This window comes from Streptomyces sp. NPDC060232 (genome assembly GCF_042726555.1).
Lineage (GTDB): Bacteria > Actinomycetota > Actinomycetes > Streptomycetales > Streptomycetaceae > Streptomyces.
Genome location: NZ_JBHXAG010000022.1, coordinates 19,565 through 35,789, shown reverse-complemented (window position 1 = coordinate 35,789; position 16,225 = coordinate 19,565). Strand labels below are relative to the sequence as shown.

Genomic DNA, 16,225 nt, shown 5'->3' with positions numbered 1-16,225 from the left:
GGCACGTCATCCAACGGCGCTGGACGCCGCGCGCCGCCGCCGTGCTCGGGCCACCGTCTTCATGACCGGCAGCAGCAGGAACAATACGGCGCCCGCGCCAGTCGAGGCGGCCAGCAAGGTCGCCCCACCGCCCTCCACGTCGGCCGCGTCGGCGACTACCTGCGGATCGTCCGCCCGGTACCGGACGGTGACGTGCGCGCCCACGGGGTGTCTGCTGCCACCACTGCCCGGCGGCAAGGCCGCCACGACGGTGCGGCCCTGTGCCTCGAAGGCGACCTCGCACCGTCCCAGCACGCACGTGCCGCGGGTATGCATCGTGGCGTCGGCGCGCACACCGTCGCGGAGCGAGCGCAGATGCTGGGCCTGGGGAGTCAGTACCAGTGCCGACAGTGCGCCCAGGAGTAGCGCGAGACCCAGCCACACGAAGATTTCCGTACGGTGCCTGGCGCCTGCACCTACCGTCTCGTCCACCATGTCCCCTGCCCCCGTATGCCCAGCTCACGTACGGGGCAACGGTATGTGGGGCTCCGCGGCGGCGACACGGGCTGCCGGCGGCACCCATGAGCCGGTCCGGTTGCCGGACATCGGCAGGACGGGTGGCCGAGCGACCCCGTTGCCACGGTCGTCCATACAGCCACCACTTCAAGCCCACCAGGCACTTCGCCGAGGTTCACCCTGACAAGCCGAAGTCAGTAGAGGTCGGTTGGTCGGCTTCGGTTACGGGCTCTCTCGGGTGGCGACGGCTTCGTCGTACGCGGCCAGCGTCCGGTGGAGGGTGGAGCGGCCGACACCGGGCTCACAGAGTCACTCCTCGGGGGTGCGCCTTCCCCAGGCCCCGGCCTGCGGCCGGACGGGTACCGCCCGCATGCTGGAACTGGCAGGGCCGGCACCGATCCGGCCGGTGCAGGCCACGCGACGGGGAGGGGTGGGGTGTGGCGGACCGGATGCTGAGGGGCCTGGGTACGGGGCATGAGGGGTCAGCGGGGGTGATGCCGGAGAACGGCAGCGAGCCAGTGCCGGTGTCTTCGACGGGCTGGACCGTTCCGCCCGCACCTCAGAAGCAACTGAATGAAAACGGCTACCTGGGGCGATAGAATCCCAGCTCAGAAAGTGTCGCCCCCGCGCCTGCGGGATGCTCCGGTGGGGTGCGTTAGCGGGATGCCCTCGCACTCGTCGAGCATCGGAATCTGAACGTGCTCGGCCGGTACAGCTTCACCGCGTCCGTCCCGCGTGAGGGGCTGCGGCCTCTGCGTGACCCGGACGCGGTAGAGCTGGACGACGATGACGGCGGACGCGAGGACTGAGCCGCGCGGCGTACGCCAATATTGATCACCGATGACGCAGCCGGGCGGCAGCGGCCAGGAACGGGGTGATCACGGTGGTAGCGGCGGCGCCGAGCGTGGTGTCGGTGGCCAGGATCAAACGGACCGTTCTCATGGCAAGGGTGAGGATTTCGCTGCCGCGCCGGCGCATGCCTGCCTCGAATTGGTTCACGGCCTCGGCCGTCGTCGTATCGCCGTCAGTGACGCGGCCCAGGTGCGAAAGCAGGGCGGCAGCATCGCGTATGGCCGCGCCGGCCCCCATTCCGGCGGTGGGCGGTGTCGCGTGGACGGCGTCGCCAAGCGCGGTGATACGGCCCGCAGGCCATGGCGCGAGCTCGGTGGCACGGGTCGAGGCGGCATTGAAGCGGTACGCGGCCACGCTGTGCGGGTCGGCGCGGGCGATGACTTCAAGCGTGTGCTCGGCCCAGCCCTGCTGCCGGAACCGTCCGAGCAGCGCGGCCCGCAACTCGACATCGCGCAATTCGCGCAGGGAGTCGGTCGCGCGGGACTCGGGGAACATGGCGCCCCAGATGTAGGTGGGACCGGTGGTGACGGACATCCGCAGCTTGGGGGCGTCGAGTACCGCGTTGCCGACTGGGTCGAGGAAGCCGACATACAGCGCTGCGCCCCATGGGCCGATCGCCAGCCCTGATCGTGGTCCGAGCCGTTGCCGTTCACCGGGACTCAGGTCAGTGCGGAGGGTACGGCCGGAGAACCCTATGATCCCTGCCGGCCTGTTGGTCCGGCCTCCCGCCAGGTGTTGGGCAACCAAGGAGTGGGTGCCGTCCGCGCCCACCACCAGATCCGCCGAGACAGGTGCGGCGTCGGTGAACCGTACGCGGGGTGCGCCGTCGTCGCCCTCGACGTCGGACACCGTCCGTCCCAGATGCAGGTCATCGCCGACCTCCTCGGCCAGCAGCGTGCGCAAGGTGATGCGATCGACATCGATGCCGGAATCGCCGCTGAGATCCGGCCCGCGGCCGAGGAGCCGGCCGCGACGATCCCAGAACGCGTCGCGGTCGCGCAGCCGCAGCGCCGAGGCCGACGCCAGCAGCCGCTGCATGATCTGCGGCGCCACCAGCTCCCTCAGCGCCGACTGGGCCCGCTCGTCCAGGGTGATGTGGTAACCGCCTGTCGCCGCCACGTCGGTGTCGCGGTCGAACACCGCCACCTCGAACCCCCTGCGGCGCAACCCCGCCCCCAGTGCGAGTCCACCGATCCCGCCACCGACCACGACAACACGCATACCTGACCGTCCTCTTCCACCACTGCTTGCCCGCACAGGAACTCAACAGTGACACCGGTAGTGGACACCGAGTGGCCACCACCGGGCATGATGGGACGATGGCGAGCACCTCACGACGGGCATTGCGTCTACTGTCCCTGTTCGGATCGCGCCGTCTGTGGCCACTGCGCGAACTCGCCACCGCGCTTGGGGTCAGTGAGCGCACCGTCCGCCGTGACATCGAGACCCTGCGCCAGCTCGGATATCTGATCACCACCGTCCACGGGCCCGATGGCGGTTACCAGCTCGGGGCAGGGCACACCCTCCCTCCGCTGGTGTTCGACCACGATCAGGCCCTTGCGGTCGCGGTGGCCCTGCAAACCGCGCCAGGAACGGTGTTCGGCCTGAGAGACGACGCGGCGCGGGCGCTGGTCACCCTGGAACAGGCCATGCCCGCTGCGCTGCGGGAATCGATGGAATCCCTACGCCTGACCAAGTTGCAGAACTACTGGGAGTTCCCTGCGCCCCCCATCGGCTCGACCGTGCTCACCGCCGTGGGGGCTGCGGTGCGCCACCGCCACGTACTCATGACCGAGACGCTGCGCGCCGACGGCTCACGCCTCGAAGCCGGCGACGACGACTTCCTGCCCGCCCGCCGCATCGAGCCCCACCATCTGGTCGTCTGGGCCGGCCGGTGGTACCTGGTCGCCTACGACCTTGGAGACCACCAGTGGCGAGTGCACCGTGTCGACCGGCTCCGCACCCGTCCCACGACACACCGCTTCAGTCCTCGCCAGCTCCCCTATGACGACCTCGCTCACTTCGTCATGAGCAGTCACGAGCGCGGCGATGCCCCCGCCGCCTGGGAGTGCACCGGCAGTGCCCGGCTCAACTTGCCGGCCGGCGTCGTCGCCCGCTGGGCACCAAGCGGCTCGGTCGTTGAACACCTCGACACCGAGCACTGCCGGCTCACCCTCGGCGCCTGGTCCTGGGCCGGCATCGCCGGGATCCTCGCCACCTTCGATACCGAACTCACCGACCTCCACCCGCCCGAACTCGCACAGGCATGCCACCGACTTGCCTACCGATTGACCGTCGTCGCGGACACCGGAAGAAAGCCGTAGTCGTGTTGAGGTCCGGAGCGCGGGGCCCGTGTCTATGCGGCCGCGTGCCGTGACTCACGCCGCCGTGGTGCGGAACGTGCTGGGGCTGAGGCCCTTGTGGCGTTTGAAGGCGGTGCTGAAGCCGAAGGCGTCGGCGTAGCCGACGGTCTTGGCGATCTGGGCGATGCTGAGGTCGGTGTCGGCCAGGAGTGCCTCGGCGTCGTCCATGCGGCACTCGGTGAGGTAGGTGAGGGGCGGACGGCCCATCAGATCGGTGAAGCGCCGGGCGAACAGTGCCCGGGAGACGCCGGCTTGAGCGGCCAGCGACGCGACCGTCCAGCTCTCGGCGGGCCGCCCGTGGAAGGCGTGCAGGGCGGGGGCGAGGACCGGGTCGGCGAGGCCGCGGTACCAGCCGGGCGCGTCGGCGCCCGCCCGGTCGAACCAGGTGCGCAGCGTGCAGACCAGAGCCCAGTCGAGGAGCCGGTCCATCAGCGCCTGCGAACCGGCGGAGAGCCGGGCGGCGTCGGCGGCGGAGTTCTCCAGCCAGGCACAGACCTCGGCGTCCTCGGCGATGACCAGGACGGGCGGCAGGGCGCGCAGGAGCCGTTCGTGGCGGTGCCCCGAGGCGCGGTAGGCGCCCACGATCAGCGCGGTCGCTCCCTCCGGGCCGGTGCCCCAGTGGATGCCGTCGAGTTCCTGGCCGGTGCACGCGGCGTCCGCGGTGAAGCAGTTGATCTCGTACGCGGTGTGGGGGCGGTGGACAGTGACAGGCTCGTCCGCGAGGCGGAACCGTGCGGGGCCCCGGACGATGGCCGTGTCGCCCGCGCCGATCGCCCGCTCGGTGCCGTCGGACAGCAGCAGCGTGCCGCCCCCGCGCAGCACGCTGACCATGGTGAGCGGAGCATCGTCGGCGAAGGTGATGCTCCAGGGCGCCGTCAGGACGGCATGGCTGACGACAGAGCCCTCGGCCCGGATGCCGCTCAGCAGTGAACTCAGAGGATCCACGCCGCAATCGTAGACGATCTCCTATGTCCTGGAGAGTTTCTCCCATGGATCATCTACGGTGCCGCGGTTGTACTGGACTCACTGCACAGATCGAGCCCTCGGGAGACACCGTGCCGCAGCACAGCAGTGACACCAGGACAGCCCTCGTGGTCGTCGCGCACCACCGCAGCGATTCCCTCACCGCCCACACCGCCCGCCGCGCGGCTGCCCAGTTCGAGGCCGCCGGATACCGCATCGACCTGCTCGACCTGCACGCCGAGGGGTTCGACCCGCGGATGAACGTGGAGGACCAGCCGGACTGGGGCAACCGGGAGAAGCCGTACTCGGACGAGACGCACGCCCACATGCGGCGGATCCTCGACGCCGATGTCGTCGTCGCCGTCTTCCCGGTGTACTGGCAGAGCGTGCCCGCCGTCCTCAAGGGATGGATCGACCGCGTATGGAACTACGGGTTCGCCTACGGCCGCAGCAAGCCCCGCCTGGCGGGCAAGCGCATGCTGTGGCTGGCCCTGGCCGGCGCCACCGGCGACGACCCCATCGCGGAGTCGATGCAGTCCGTCCTCGAGGCCAACCTGAGCGACGGCATCGCCTACTACTGCGGCTTCTCCCGCTCCACCGTAGGCCTGCTCCTGGACGCGGAGGAGCGACCGCAGCGCATCGACGCCGAGGGCAACCTGCTGGTCGGCGAAGCGGTCGCCGGCGCCGAGCGGGAGGCGCAGTACACCGATTTCGACCGCCGGGCACGGAAGTTCGTGGAGGAGTTCCTCGCGGACGAACTCGTCGCGGCCTGACGGCCTCCCGATCCCGTGGACTGACACGGCGGCAGTACGTGCGGGACCTGGTGGCCCGGCTCGCACCGGCGGACGCCTGGGCGCAGTTCCGCCGCCTGCTGGTCAATGTCTCCGGGCCGGGGCGGCGGCGGTGGGTGAACGACCACCGGGCCGCGGGATCCGGCGTGATCTGACGCCGGGGGAGCGGGCGGGGCTTGCCGGTGGTGAGCGCGCAGCCCGCAAGCATGATGTGTTCTGGCCCGGCCGCAGGGCTGGCGGAACCAGGTCTGGGAGGCCGATCACGTTCAGGCCCCGGTCCTGGTCGATGTCGAGGGCCGCGCGCAGGCCGTGGGTCACCTGGTTTGGGGACTGTGCGTCGAACACGATCATGGGTGTGGCTGTCACCCCGGGGCATCTGTCGCGGGAGTCGGTCCTGGCCGCGCTGCGCGCCGCGGTGGTGCGCGAGGAGCCGTTCGGGCCGCAGGGCGGGCTCCCGGAGAAGGTACGTGTGGACCGGGGCAAGGACTTCCTGTCGAGGACGGTGACCGCCGCGTTCAACGCCCTCGACGTCACCGTCGAGGACCTGCCCTCCTACACCCCGCGCCTGAAGGGCACGGTGGAGGGGGCCTGAACCGGGCCGTGGAGCCGATGTTCCTTGTCGCGCTGCCCGGCTACGCCCGCTAGATGAATGAGTCCGATGTCCGTGCTGGTCGCGACCATGGCGAAGGGCGCCCGTTGGTCAGTGTGTGAAGACAAACCTGGACGCCCTTCTGGCGGCACTGTACGTGTTCATCGACGACCACGTGGCGCCTTGCCGCCGGATCGGGCGACCCCCGAAACTGACGGACGCCGAACTGTTGTGCCTGGCCGTCGCCCAGGTCCTACTCGGCTTTCCCTCAGCCCGGCACTGGATCCGCTTCGCCCACGCACGACTGGGCCACCTCTTCCGCTACCTGCCCCAGCAATCCGCCTACAACAAGCGCCTGAACGCCGCAGGTCCCCTGATCAGCCGCGTGATCGAAGCGCTGGCCCGGCAGGTGCCCACCTGGAACGATGACCTGCGACTGATCGACTCCACCCCGCTGCCCTGCGCGGCCTCCCGCGAGACCGTCAAACGCTCCGACCTGGCAGGGCACTGCGGCTACGGCTACTGCCGCAGTCACTCCCGCTTCTTCTGGGGCTTTCGCCTCTACCTGGTCACCACCGCCGAGGGCATGCCCGTCACCTGGTGCCTGGCCAACCCCAAGATCGGCGAGCGGGAGGTGATGGCCGCGCTGCTGCAACGCGACCACCACCTCATCCGCCAAGGCCAGGTGATCTTCGCCGACAAGGGCTTCGCCGGGAAGGAGTTCGAGACCTTCGTCAGCGAGCGCCTCGGCGCCCACCTCGTGCGACCGGACCGCAAGGACGAGCCGGCCCGACACGGGAAGACCGCCCGGGTCCGCCAGTGGATCGAGGCCGTCATCGACACCCTCAAAGGCCAGCTCAGCCTCGAACAGCACGGCGGCAGAACCCCGTCCGGCGTCTTCGCCCGCACCGGACAACGACTCCTCGCCCTAGCCGCCGGCATCTGGCACAACTGGACCACCGGCGCCGCAGCCAAACGCTCCCTGATCGCCTATGACCACTGAAGGCATCGGACTCATTCATCTAGCGGAGGAGCGCGCGGAGGACTCCGGCCGGTGTGGCACGTCTTGCGGGGCGGCGTGTTTCCACCGGCTCCGGCGACGGCAGCAACCCTGGGGGCAGCCGAAGGGGAGGGGCGGAGCGTGCAGGACGACTTACTTGTTCGGGTTCGATCTGGAGAGCCGTCGGGAGGTACACATCGCCGAGGGGCCACCGGAGCGCTGGAAGCGCCTCGGGTACGGCGGCACGGGTCAGCTGGTGTGCTTCTACTGCTTCCACGGTTTTGAGGCCCCGGCGGGCACCCGGGTACCGCTGGTGACGCGGGGGAGGCTGGGCGGGAAGGTCCGCCGGCACTTCGCGCACCCACCCGGGCAGGCCCCGGTCGGTGGCCACGGCCCGGAGACGGTCTGGCAGGCGGTTTGGCCCCTTGGCCCGAGGACCGCTCGTTGAGGACGGCGAATACCTCATGGCGCGGATCCGACCATCCGTAGGAGACGACCGGCCCGGCCGGGCCGGCAGCGCGAAGGGCGCCGCCCCCGTGGTTTCCCACGCGGGCGACGCCCCTCTCAGCGTGCGGGGACCGGTCAGCTCATTGCGGAGTCTTCGAACCGAGCTCGCCGGGCTTCTTCGGTACCCAAGGAAGCACGGCGACGGCTTCCTTGGGGTCCGGCTCGGCCATGACGACGCGCCACTTGTCCTTGTTCCCGCCGTTCGTGACCCGGACCTGGATCTGCTTGATCTGACCGGTGTCGTGGAAGTAGAGCACGACCGCCTGCCGGACCGATCCCTCGTCGTAGAACTCCGCGGTCACCTTCCCGCGGGCGCCCTTGCCGAACGCCGTGATCCAGTTCTCGGCGGTCTTCTCGGGAGAACTGACGTCCTTGTCGGCTGCGAGGTCGGTCAGTTCGCCGGCGTTCCCGTCGGCGATCTGCCACACCACCTCTTGGGTGATCCCCAGCGATCCGGTGGTCGGGTACCCGACCACCGCCAGCGGTTCGTGGGAGCCGTAGCCGGTGGCGTACCGCACGTCGTCGGCGTCATAGTCCGAGTCCGAGCAGCCGGTCAGTACGCCGAAGGCCAGCGCGGAGGCGATGAGGGCCCGCAGGGCCGGTACCGGCCTCACTACGCGCCCACAGGCCGGATAGCGATGATGCTGCTGATGGGCGTGCCCTTCGACCGGTTCCTGACGATGACAGAGCTGAGCGTGTCATGGGCACTGTAACCGTGTTGGGCGATCCTGACGGCGCCCTGGTTGTTGCCGGTCACGACCGCCGCGTGGTCGTACCGCGCCGCGCCTCGCCACTTGAAGAGCAGGATGTCTCCCGCGCGGAGGTTGTAGGTCTGGTTGATGTAGTACTTCTGGCGGTAGTCGAAGTGCTTGCGCAGGTTGTCGGCCGCCGCCCAGGTGTAGCTGTTCTTCGGGACCCAGCTGAAGGTCGGGTTCCGCCACCAGACACTGTCCTTGGTGTACCAACCGGTGCGCATCTTCATGCCGCCGCCGTAGTACATGGCCTTCGACACGAAGTTGGTGCAGTCGTTGCTGCCGTACTCCTTCCGGATCCTGCCGGCGTTGTTGTAGGCCCAGCTGGCGGTGCCCGAACCGTTGACGTACGCGGCCGTGCGGATGCCTTCCGCGGGTGCCTCCGACGTGGGAAAGCCGTCCTCGCCGAGAACGATGGATCCGGCGTCATCGGCCGGTGCGCCCGTGCTGTCGGCCGGTACGGCGACCACCTGGGCTCCCGCCGAGGCCGTTGCGGACAGGGTCTGTCCGGCCTCGGCGTCGTCGGACTCGGCCTCCAGCTTCACGGCCCCGCCTGAGACGGCGAAGACGAACCGCTTGGAGTACCGGTCCTCCGAGACCTGGTCGACGCCATCGACCCGCAGGGTCACCGTCTGCACGACAGTGGTCCGGACCAGGACGCGGCCGTTGGCACCGTTGGCGGCCATGGTGTCCACCAGGGCCGAAGAGGCGCCCACGTACGACTGGCCCTTGGTCGCCAGGGTCTCGGCGCCGGCCACGATGGCGGCTTCCTGCGTGTCGAGGACCTCGCTGAAGACCGCCCCGTACGGGGATTCGGCGGCAGCGTCGGCTGTGGTGGGGCTGACCCCCGTGACGACCTTGTTGCGGGCGCTGAGGTACGCCTGGATGTAGTCGTTGTAGCGCGCGGCTCCCCCTGCCACGGCGGCGCCCTGAACCAGTGCGGACCGTGACACCGGGCCGTTGCCGACGCCGTTCTTCGGCGTCACCGCGACCCGGTAGGAGACCGCGTTGTCGAGCCCGGTGAAGACGGCGCGAAGCGCTGTGCCCTCCCAGGTGCCAGCCACCGTGCCGTCGCCTTTCTCGGCCTTCACCACATACGTGACGTCGCTGTTCGCGCCGCCGTCCAGGGGTGCGTTCCACGTGGCGAGCAGGCCGGTATCACCGGCTGCGGCGACGACGTCGGCGACCGCGCCGGGGGCCGTCGGCGGCAGGTAGTCGATCGTCAGCCTGGGACGCTGGGAGGCGTCCGAGGCCGCGCCCGAGTGGTACTCCGCTCCGGCTGCCGCCCCGGGGACGGTGAGCGCCATGCCCTCGTTCCCGCCGCGGTCGATCCAGGACTGCACCAGCTGGCCGAAGTCGATCTCGGTCAGCGCGGTGCCGGACACGTAGGTCTCATTGCCGGCGGCGGTGAGAAGGTCTTTGCCGCTCTGCGCGGGGGTCCATGGAGTCGACAGCTCGTACACGTCCGGCTGCTGCACCACGCACGACGTGGTGCAGTCGGACCTGGTCAGCGACAGCTTGGCGGAGGTGACCCGCGCCCCCTTCGGGAGGGCCCCGAGGTCTGCCTTCAGATGGGTGGCCCACAGGTGCCCGTCGGCCGTGCCGACCCGGAGCCGGCCGTTCGGCGGCGTGGCACAGCCCGGCGCGTCACAGTCGGTGGCGGCCGACACACCCGCGAAGGCGGCGTCGCCTATGACCAGGGACTGGCTTGCGGGCATCGGGGGCAGGGGCTGGACCCGAACCGTCAGGTTCTGCTCGGCCGACCAGGGCGAGCACCCGACACCGGTGCAGGCACGGACGGACCACCGGTAGGTGCCGCCGTCCACGAGCTTGCCCTCGGGGATCTGCAGAGCGGCCCGGTTGCCGCTCTCCACCGACACGGGAGGCAAGGGCAAGCTGGGGAGGGGGTTCCCGACTGAGTCCTTCACCGAGAACTCGGCGTTCACACGGCTTTGCGACGGAGTGGTGACGACCGCGGACAGGATCGGCGTCAGCGTCTGCTGGGCCCCGGCCTGGATGTCCTGCGGGGTGTCGGGCAGCGGGCTGACCGTGAAGGTGGTCCAGTTGGACCACGGCGACCAGCTGTTGCTGTAGTGCGTCCCGTCGTAGGGAGAGGTGCGGAAGCGGTACGTGCGCCCGTGCTGGAGCACGCCTGCCGGGACGACGACCGACGCAGGGGTGCCTGCGGGGACAAACGGCGACACCAGGTTGTTCCCGACCTGGGCGTTCGTGGCCGCGTCGAAGATCTGGAAGGTGCCGTTGACCGTGTCGCCGTCCTTGTCCGCGAACGTGTCCCGCAGCGTCGGCGTCGTCGTCTCGACGCGCCAGGCGGGGGTCTTGTCCTGCACGAACGGAGGACCGGCCTCCTGCTTGGTGCCGGTCTGCGGACGGTAGTTGTAGGTCACCGTCAGCTTCGGCGGGTTGGAGGTGGCGTTCGCGGAGTTGACGCGCTTCCACTGCCCCACGATCGACTCCGACGTGGCGCGCAGGCCCATGCTGGACAGCGGCGCCTTCGCGGACGCCCACGTCTGGACGAGGGTGGTCACGTCGGCGTTGATCCAGCCGTCCGGTGCCGAGCCGCAGCCGGGGTTGCCGCGGGTCTCGGTGGAGGTGGCGTACTTGGTGCCCATGGCGGGCTGGTTCGTCCAGCGCGACGCGGTGCTCGGGGTGCCCGAGTCCCACACCTCCCACGGCTGCGCGACACAGTCGGTGTTGCCCGAGTGGAAGTTCCACAGGGACAGCTTGGCGTCGGAGACCAGCGCGTCCGCGATCGGCGCCGTGTTCCACGTGATGAACGAACGCGCGGTACGGAAGGTACCGTTCGCGTTCTTGGTCCCGGGGTTGCCAAGGTCGAGCTCGGTGTCGGCCGACCAGTCGACGGTCTCGCCCTGCTGGACGTAGTTGTCGAAAACGTTGCCGAGCGAGGAGGTCGAGGGGTCCACGGTCACCGGGTACTTGGTGGCCGGGTCCGCGAGGAACTTCGCATCCGGCGTGACGACGAGGTCGACCGTGCCCCGGCCCTGGAAGACCTTCATCGCCACGGGCACCTTGCGGGTGTGCTCGCCGGAGACCGGATCGACCGTGGAGTCCCACATCACCGGCGCCGGCATGACCGCGGTCTTCTTGCTCTTGCGGTCGGTGAACTGCACGCTGCCGTCGGCCTGCTGCTCCACCTTCAGGCCCTTGGCCACCAGCGGCAGGGTGTACGCGTAGTTCCCGTCGGCCGGGCGCTGCTTCAGCTCGACGAACTGCTCGAAGCCGCTGCGCGTGGCCTCGATGACGACGTCACCGCCGGGAACGGCGTCAGTGTACTCGGCGCGAGCCCCGTCCAGCTTCGGGGACGGCAGCGCGCCCTTCCACTTCAGGGTGATCTGCTGGTCGCCCTCGCCCAGCGTGACGAGGTCGGTGCTGATGTAGTCGATGGCCGGCGCGGCCTTGGGCGCGGCCTTGGGCGCGGCCTTGGCCATCCGCGGGAGGCTGCCCGGGGCCAGCTTCAGGCCCTGCGGGTGGGCCTTCGACGCCACGGACCCGTCCGGGGCGTGGCCCAGGGTCACGTCGACGGTGCGCCAGCCGCGCGCCTGCTGGTCGTAGAAGCGGATCGGCCCGGCGGCCACTTCGGTCGTGAGCGTGCCGTTCGGGTTCACCCACGTCGTGGACGTCTCGGACCGCTCCGAGACCGCCTCCACGCGGTGTCCCGCCGTCCGCGCGGCCACCCGGGCCCGCGCGAGATTCAGTTCTTCGGTCACCGCGCCGGGCTTGGTCCCGGCGGCCGCGGCCGGGGCTGCGTCGGCGGGGTGCGAGCTCTGGATCAGGGTGGCGGTCACGATGAGTGCCGCTCCGCCCGCTATCCAGTGGGTGGTCCCCCAGGGCCCTCTTCCACGGCGTCTTGCCGCGGAGAAACGAGTAGCCATACTTCCTCGGTCTTTCTGCGAGTACCCGATGATCAAGGTACGAGAGGAGCAACGTAGCGCCCTGACCAGGCAGTTCTCGCCCAGAAACGGGTAACGAGGGCATAATTCTCGCCACAGTGACTCATTCGTGATGTGCTTCGCCTCTGGACTCCGCCACTTCTCCACCGCCAGTGGACGCCATGGACGTTTCGGCAGCAGTGCCTGCGCCGTTGCCCTGGGCGGCGTCACCTTCTTCGGCGCACCGGCACGGTGAAGCACATCGTCCTGGATGAGCACCGACGTCGCCGGGGTCGGCCCCACCCCGCGCGGGACCGGACCGAGCTGGCGCGTACGGCCGCGGGGATCTCCGGCCTGGTGGCGATCGTCCAGCACGACCGCGGCGACCAGGCCGACGCGCACCGCTGGTTCGCCACCGCCGCGCGGGCGGCCCGTGAGTCCGGGGACCGGCGGATGACCGCCTGGGTCCTCGGCCGCCACGCCATGGTCGGCCTGAACTACGGCGCCCCGGGGCAGGCCGCCCGCATCGCCGCGCAGGCCCGACGGGAGGCCGGCACCCGCCCGTCCGGGGCGGCCGCACTGGCGGCCGCCGTCAACGCACGCGCCCTGGCCGCCGGCGGCGACCTGCCCGGCGCCCGGCGGGCGGTGGACGACGTCCGCACCCTGGTCGAACAGCTCGACGGCCCGGAGGCGGCGGACACCTGGTTCGGGTACCCGCCCCAGAAACACGAGGTGCACCTCTCCCAGGCGTACACGCTGCTCGGCGACACCCGCGCCGCGTACCGGGCACAGGACGACGCCTTGGCCCTGACGGTCTCGCCGTCGGTGATGACCCGCGCCCTGATCGCCATGGACACCGCCGCCTGCCTGCGGGTCGACGGAGATCCGGGCGAGGCCGCCGCGATGGCGGCCGCCGTCTACGACCGGCTACCGCCCGCCTACCGGAGCGGCCTGGTGCACTCCCGCGCCCGGCTGCTCCACCAGCATCTGGACGGCGCCCCGCGCTGGCTGCTCGGTGACGCCCTCGCCTGAGGGTCGCGCAGCGAAGGGCGCGGCCACCGTTTCCATTGGAAACGGCGGCCGGTGAGTGGCTTTGATCGCCGGGCGCGGGCCTGGCGGGATCAGGCGAAGGCCAGTCGATTCAGGTCGGTGACGGTCTGGCTGCGGCGGTCGCTATGGGCGCGGCCCCACTTGAGGTTGGAGTAATACACGAACTGACCCGTGGTGGGTTCGAGGAAGTCGATGGTGCAGCCCATGCCGGAATGGGTGTGGTCGCACAGGCAGGTACAGCTCTTGTGATCGATCTTCCAGCCCAGCCCGGTGGGTCCGTCGGCGAGGAGCCGGGTGAGTTCGGGACACGGCGGGCCGTCGGTGGTCTCCAGCCGGAAGGAGCCGCCGACCGAGTGCCAGGCGTCGGTGCCATTGAACGGGCCGGGGCCGGCGGTCGCCCGGATACGTCGCAGCAGGGGCGAGAAGAGCGACGGCGGTTCGAATGGGGCGTTCACGGCTGCGGTGTACGCGGCCCGTTCCGTCGGTGTCCAGTCCTGCTCGCTCTGGAGCAGGCCGTAGTCAGTGGTGAGCCGCTCTGCCATCCGCTCCCACCAGCGCGGGTTGAAGCCGGTCAGGAAAATTCGGGCTGGCATGCCGGGGCGGTGCAGCATGATGCCGCCGCCCTCGCGGCGGTAGCGGAGGCCGGCCACCCCCGCGACACAGTCCTGGGGGTGGTCGCTCTCCACGTCGTTCAGGCGGGGAGGAGGAACTCGGCCCAGTGGTGGACGACGTACGGCTCGTCGAGGAGCCGGAGGGTGAGCTGCTCCTCCTCCGGATGTACCTGGACGATGCCCAGGGGGTGTTCAGAGAGTCCGCCGATCTTGCAGCAGGCGAGGAAGACCGCGGCCTCCAGCTGTGCCTGCTCCGGGTGCCGAGCCGCGGGGATGGTGAGCGGCTGGTCGGTGTGCGGGAGGAGTGCATGGAGGGCTTGGTGGGATTCGCCGGTGCAGCGGCGGCGGTCTTCGGTGAGGGCCAGGGCGGCCTGGGGCATCGTGGTCGCTGTTCCGCGCCACACCGGCCCCCGGCGGTGAGCGCTTTGGTGAGGTGGGTCAGCAGGTGTCGTACGGGTGGTGATGCTTCTGGCCGGTCCTCGGCGAAAGGGTGCGGGGGCGTCTTCCATCGCGCGGCCGGGCGTTCACGAGCCCGCGCAGATGTGGGTCAGGTTGTACGGGTCGAACGGGGTGACCGCGCGGACGAAGTTGGCAAGGCCCGCCGTCCCCTTGAGGACGCCACCCGCCAGGTGGGTCTCGGCGAGCTCCAGGTAGTCCATGCCGTCGCCGAACTGCTCGGAGTACGAGGGCTTGGGCGGGGCCGCGTCGCGGGCCGCGCGGACCGCCGTGCGGGCCGTCTCCGCGACCTCGTTGCGCTGCGTGCGCGCGGTGGCCAGCTTGTCCCGGGCAGCCTTGATCAGCGAATCACCCGGGTCGGTGAAATCGTCCGACGGCCTCGGCGGCAGCGTGTCCTTCTTCGCCTCCACCGTGGCCTTGTAGTCGGTGATCGACTTGTCGTAGGCGGTGCGCGCGTCCTGCGAGACCTTCTTGGCGTTGTTGTACTCCTCCAGGGCTTCCTTGGCCTGGCCCTGCGCCCATCGACGGTCTCGGAGAAGCGGCCCATCGCGTCGGCGGCCTTGCCGAAGGCCTCCGCCGCCTTGAACCAGCGCGGCGGCTCCTTGGCTATCGCCTCCCGGAACGCGTCCGCCGACGCCGCCTTCAGACCGTCGTCCTCCAGGCCCTTCAGGCCGTTGCCGACCAGGGTGAAGGAGGACTTGAAGTCGTTCAGGTGCGAGACCTGCGCGCGGATCTTCGACACGCTGCCGTAGACCAGCTTGTTAGGGTCCTCGGTCTGCCCGAGCTCCAGCTCCGAGACGTCCGCGCCGAGCTGGTTGGCGGCGGAGCGGCTCTTGTCGCGGACCCAGTCGCCTGCCTTGTCGAGACCGACGTCCTCCGCCACATCGGCGACTTTGTCACCGCCCCACTCGATGGCGTCGCCGACCTCTTTGGCCGCGTCCTCGGCCCAGTCTTCCGCCGAGTCCGGTACGAGGTCCCGCCAGCCCATCAGTTACCGCCCCCGCAGGCCTGGTCCAGCAGGTCCTTCAGCGAGCCGATATACCCGCTGGAGGTCAGCTTGTCGCCGGTGTCCGACCAGGTCTGCTTGATGTCCGCGTCGCTCTTCTCGAAGGACTCATCGCTGTAGTCCGGTTTGTAGACATCCGCCCGCCAGATGTCGTCCCAGCTCTTCTGCTCGATCTCGTCCTCGCTCGCGTGCGGATTCCCGTACGCGGCGTTCGCGACGACCTTGAACGCCCCCTGCATGTACTGCTCTTCCTCCCACACCGTCCCCGCCGCGATCCCGAGGTTCCCGGCGAGGGCGCTGGCGTTCTGCACGAGACTGCGCACGCCCCACTCCCAGCGCTCGCAGAAGTCCTCGAAGTCAGTGGCCAGACCCATGTGTCCGGCCTCCATTCCCGTCATCGACAGATCACTGAAACCGGCACCCATCGAGGCACCGGCCGCGTCCCCGGATTCGCGCAACTCGGCGATGGCCTTGCGCAGACCGTCCTGGATGTTCTTGACCGCTGCCGGCGAGACCTCGAGGTCCGCGTCGCCCGCCATCAGACGGCTTCCGCACGGTCGGGCTCGGCGTCCACGGCATACGCGGCGGGCACGATGCCCACGACCGGCGGGAACAGCACCGAACCGTCCTCATCCGCAACATTGACGGCCACACCAGTCGGACCGTCGACCGTGGGAATCACTGCGTCAACGAGGCGGGCTCCGAGGATCGAGAGGTACTCCCACTCACGGGCACCAGCGCTGGCACCGCGCGCCACCGCGAAACGAGCCAGCGCCTCCTCATCCGTGAACGCGTAAATCCAGCGGACACCGCCCTGCCACCCCGACATCAGACCGCCGCCATCACCCCCCGACAGCGGCACCAGCAGCGCAGCGCGGCTGC

15 protein-coding genes and 2 pseudogenes are annotated in these 16,225 nt (G+C 70.0%); 6 read left to right on the top strand and 11 right to left on the bottom strand.

The window, feature by feature from the left end; genetic code table 11:
* Positions 1 to 6 precede the first annotated feature (6 nt).
* A complete protein-coding gene (locus tag ACFWFZ_RS27200) occupies positions 7 to 474 on the bottom strand; it encodes a hypothetical protein (protein WP_387125605.1) in 468 nt (155 codons plus the stop codon).
* An 855-nt stretch (positions 475 to 1,329) separates the two neighbouring features.
* A complete protein-coding gene (locus ACFWFZ_RS27195; protein ID WP_387125604.1) occupies positions 1,330 to 2,568 on the bottom strand; it encodes an FAD-dependent oxidoreductase in 1,239 nt (412 codons plus the stop codon).
* Positions 2,569 to 2,666: 98 nt separating this feature from the next.
* Between ACFWFZ_RS27195 and ACFWFZ_RS27190 the strand changes: the two genes are divergently transcribed.
* A complete protein-coding gene (locus tag ACFWFZ_RS27190) occupies positions 2,667 to 3,671 on the top strand; it encodes a helix-turn-helix transcriptional regulator (RefSeq protein WP_387125603.1) in 1,005 nt (334 codons plus the stop codon).
* 54 nt (positions 3,672 to 3,725) lie between these two features.
* On the opposite strand, the gene ACFWFZ_RS27185 is transcribed toward ACFWFZ_RS27190, so the two are convergent.
* A complete protein-coding gene (locus tag ACFWFZ_RS27185) occupies positions 3,726 to 4,655 on the bottom strand; it encodes an AraC family transcriptional regulator (protein WP_387125602.1) in 930 nt (309 codons plus the stop codon).
* A gap of 110 nt (positions 4,656 to 4,765) precedes the next feature.
* Here ACFWFZ_RS27185 and ACFWFZ_RS27180 point away from each other — a divergent pair, with 110 nt between their 5' ends.
* From ACFWFZ_RS27180 to ACFWFZ_RS27165, 4 genes are all read left to right on the top strand, one after another.
* Positions 4,766 to 5,446: an NAD(P)H oxidoreductase gene (locus ACFWFZ_RS27180; RefSeq protein ID WP_387125601.1), complete on the top strand. Its 681-nt coding sequence runs from the start codon at positions 4,766 to 4,768 to the stop codon at positions 5,444 to 5,446.
* Between the two features lie 38 nt (positions 5,447 to 5,484).
* The gene (locus tag ACFWFZ_RS27175; RefSeq protein ID WP_387125702.1) at positions 5,485 to 5,619 is read left to right on the top strand and encodes a hypothetical protein; all 135 of its coding nucleotides are present in this window, start codon (positions 5,485 to 5,487) and stop codon (positions 5,617 to 5,619) included.
* Between the two features lie 200 nt (positions 5,620 to 5,819).
* Positions 5,820 to 6,056 carry a hypothetical protein gene (locus ACFWFZ_RS27170; protein ID WP_387125600.1) on the top strand — a complete coding sequence of 79 codons (237 nt, stop codon included), beginning with the start codon at positions 5,820 to 5,822 and terminating at the stop codon, positions 6,054 to 6,056.
* A gap of 115 nt (positions 6,057 to 6,171) precedes the next feature.
* On the top strand, positions 6,172 to 7,056 hold the full coding sequence (locus tag ACFWFZ_RS27165; RefSeq protein WP_387125599.1) for an IS982 family transposase: 885 nt from the start codon (positions 6,172 to 6,174) through the stop codon (positions 7,054 to 7,056).
* Positions 7,057 to 7,640: 584 nt separating this feature from the next.
* Here the strand turns inward: ACFWFZ_RS27165 and ACFWFZ_RS27160 are convergent.
* The 3 genes and pseudogenes from ACFWFZ_RS27160 to ACFWFZ_RS27150 all read right to left on the bottom strand — a co-directional run.
* Complete coding sequence (locus ACFWFZ_RS27160; RefSeq protein ID WP_387125598.1) at positions 7,641 to 8,174, bottom strand: hypothetical protein; 534 nt, start codon at positions 8,172 to 8,174, stop codon at positions 7,641 to 7,643.
* Positions 8,174 to 10,030 (bottom strand): amidase domain-containing protein, encoded by a 1,857-nt coding sequence (locus tag ACFWFZ_RS27155; protein ID WP_387125698.1) that lies wholly within the window; start codon positions 10,028 to 10,030, stop codon positions 8,174 to 8,176. Before ACFWFZ_RS27155 ends, ACFWFZ_RS27160 begins: the two co-directional genes overlap by 1 nt.
* A gap of 309 nt (positions 10,031 to 10,339) precedes the next feature.
* Positions 10,340 to 12,136 (bottom strand): annotated as a pseudogene (locus ACFWFZ_RS27150) (DNRLRE domain-containing protein); the annotation flags it as partial.
* 336 nt (positions 12,137 to 12,472) lie between these two features.
* Between ACFWFZ_RS27150 and ACFWFZ_RS27145 the strand changes: the two are divergent.
* On the top strand, positions 12,473 to 13,252 hold the full coding sequence (locus ACFWFZ_RS27145) for a hypothetical protein (protein ID WP_387125597.1): 780 nt from the start codon (positions 12,473 to 12,475) through the stop codon (positions 13,250 to 13,252).
* Between the two features lie 89 nt (positions 13,253 to 13,341).
* On the opposite strand, the gene ACFWFZ_RS27140 is transcribed toward ACFWFZ_RS27145, so the two are convergent.
* From ACFWFZ_RS27140 to ACFWFZ_RS27120, 5 genes and pseudogenes are all read right to left on the bottom strand, one after another.
* Positions 13,342 to 13,956 carry a hypothetical protein gene (locus ACFWFZ_RS27140; protein WP_387125596.1) on the bottom strand — a complete coding sequence of 205 codons (615 nt, stop codon included), beginning with the start codon at positions 13,954 to 13,956 and terminating at the stop codon, positions 13,342 to 13,344.
* A gap of 5 nt (positions 13,957 to 13,961) precedes the next feature.
* A complete protein-coding gene (locus ACFWFZ_RS27135; protein ID WP_387125595.1) occupies positions 13,962 to 14,261 on the bottom strand; it encodes a hypothetical protein in 300 nt (99 codons plus the stop codon).
* A 144-nt stretch (positions 14,262 to 14,405) separates the two neighbouring features.
* Positions 14,406 to 15,325 (bottom strand): annotated as a pseudogene (locus tag ACFWFZ_RS27130) (putative T7SS-secreted protein).
* Positions 15,325 to 15,882, bottom strand: coding sequence for a hypothetical protein (locus ACFWFZ_RS27125; protein WP_387125594.1), 558 nt, complete (start codon positions 15,880 to 15,882; stop codon positions 15,325 to 15,327). Before ACFWFZ_RS27125 ends, ACFWFZ_RS27130 begins: the two are co-directional and overlap by 1 nt.
* Positions 15,882 to 16,211, bottom strand: coding sequence for a hypothetical protein (locus ACFWFZ_RS27120; protein ID WP_387125697.1), 330 nt, complete (start codon positions 16,209 to 16,211; stop codon positions 15,882 to 15,884). Before ACFWFZ_RS27120 ends, ACFWFZ_RS27125 begins: the two co-directional genes overlap by 1 nt.
* Positions 16,212 to 16,225 lie beyond the last annotated feature (14 nt).

Excerpts from the sequence above, each read along its gene's own strand:
- ACFWFZ_RS27200 (WP_387125605.1), bottom strand. The coding sequence starts at position 474 with ATGGTGGACGAGACGGTAGGTGCAGGCGCCAGGCACCGTACGGAAATC.
- ACFWFZ_RS27195 (WP_387125604.1), bottom strand. The coding sequence starts at position 2,568 with ATGCGTGTTGTCGTGGTCGGTGGCGGGATCGGTGGACTCGCACTGGGG.
- ACFWFZ_RS27190 (WP_387125603.1), top strand. The coding sequence starts at position 2,667 with ATGGCGAGCACCTCACGACGGGCATTGCGTCTACTGTCCCTGTTCGGA.
- ACFWFZ_RS27155 (WP_387125698.1), bottom strand. The coding sequence starts at position 10,030 with ATGCCCGCAAGCCAGTCCCTGGTCATAGGCGACGCCGCCTTCGCGGGT.
- ACFWFZ_RS27135 (WP_387125595.1), bottom strand. The coding sequence starts at position 14,261 with ATGCCCCAGGCCGCCCTGGCCCTCACCGAAGACCGCCGCCGCTGCACC.
- ACFWFZ_RS27125 (WP_387125594.1), bottom strand. The coding sequence starts at position 15,882 with ATGGCGGGCGACGCGGACCTCGAGGTCTCGCCGGCAGCGGTCAAGAAC.